Genomic DNA, 1,224 nt, shown 5'->3' on the forward strand with positions numbered 1-1,224 from the left:
GGCATTCGCCAGGGCACCATCCGGATTGACCGCCACCCCGGCACCGGGCGGTACCTGTTTCCGGATGCCGATTGGACCTTCGATGTCCTCCGGAAGCTGCGGGCGCACCAGATCCCAGCCGCCGACTTCAGGGCACATCAGGCGAACACGGAGGGGAATCACTATGGGTGATCGAGCAGATAGCCCATCTGCCCGGCCGAGATCGCCACCGCCCCGTCCGCCGGTGTGGGCCAAATGAACCGGCCCCGCTCAAGCCTCTTCATGAACAGGCAACTGCCCTGGCCGTCATGCCAGATGATCTTCACCAGATCACCGCGGCGCCCTCGGAAGATGAAGAGATGGCCGTTGTGCGGGTCTTGGGCGAGGCGCTCTTGAACCAGCAGCGCCAAGGTCGCCCAGCCCTTGCGCATGTCGGTGTGCCCGGTGGCCAGCCACACCCGCACCCCGCTCGGCACCGGGATCATGACGGCGTCCGCTGCGGGGCCAACACGGCCAGAACCGCTGTCGTCAAGGCGTGATCCACCGCCCCGTTCAGGCGAACCCGCGTTCCACAGGGAAAGGCAACCTCCAGGACCGCCGCCGGATCACTGGCCGCCTCCGGAGCCGGCGTGGGCGGCGGGGCAAGCGCGGCCACCCCGTCCGGCTTCGGCGTGATCGTCACGGCCGCAAAATTCGGTACCGGCGACGCTGGGGTTTCGGTCAGCATCAGCCGGCGCCAGCGGTAGAGCAGGCTTTCATCCACCCCCAGCCGCCGGGCGGCCTCGGTCACCACCACACCGGGCCGGAAAGCCTCCTCGACCATGCGGGCCTTCTCCGCGGGCGTGTAGCTCCGCCGCCGCTCCGTCCCGCTCAGAACCTCGACACGTTGATAGGCCATGACCTTTGCCACTGGTTTGCGTCGTCGCGATGACGCGATCCCGCAAACTCCGCCGCCGATCCCTTTCCTACAAGGCGGCGATCACCGGATGGATACCTTTATCGCAACTGTAATGCTAAGTGCGGTTGGTCTCCCTCGACGAGACCGCCACCCCCACTTCCACGAAGACAGCTGTGGATAACACGAAACCGGCCGCCCTTTTTAGGGGCGGCCGGTTTCGGCGATCGTTAGGAAGACATGCAAGTGACGGTTCGTTGAGCGTTCGTTGGGTGTGGTTGGTGTTGGTGTTGTGTTGTGCGCGTCGTGGCGACCTGGCGGCGACCTACTCTCCCACGTCTTAAGACGCA

At 65.6% G+C, this 1,224-nt stretch carries 2 protein-coding genes; both read right to left on the bottom strand.

From position 1 onward, the window contains the following. Positions 1 to 161: 161 nt before the first annotated feature. Positions 162 to 464 carry an IS66 family insertion sequence element accessory protein TnpB gene (gene tnpB / locus J2852_RS31260; protein WP_209883183.1) on the bottom strand — a complete coding sequence of 101 codons (303 nt, stop codon included), beginning with the start codon at positions 462 to 464 and terminating at the stop codon, positions 162 to 164. Continuing rightward, a complete protein-coding gene (gene tnpA / locus J2852_RS31265) occupies positions 461 to 877 on the bottom strand; it encodes an IS66-like element accessory protein TnpA (RefSeq protein ID WP_209883185.1) in 417 nt (138 codons plus the stop codon). The genes tnpB and tnpA overlap by 4 nt, the downstream gene beginning before the upstream one ends. Between the last annotated feature and the right edge of the window lie 347 nt (positions 878 to 1,224).

Source organism: Azospirillum soli (assembly GCF_017876165.1).
GTDB lineage: Bacteria > Pseudomonadota > Alphaproteobacteria > Azospirillales > Azospirillaceae > Azospirillum > Azospirillum soli.

What these genes read in the sequence shown, in the direction of transcription:
- tnpB (WP_209883183.1), bottom strand. Translation starts at nt 464, where the DNA reads ATGATCCCGGTGCCGAGCGGGGTGCGGGTGTGGCTGGCCACCGGGCAC.
- tnpA (WP_209883185.1), bottom strand. Translation starts at nt 877, where the DNA reads ATGGCCTATCAACGTGTCGAGGTTCTGAGCGGGACGGAGCGGCGGCGG.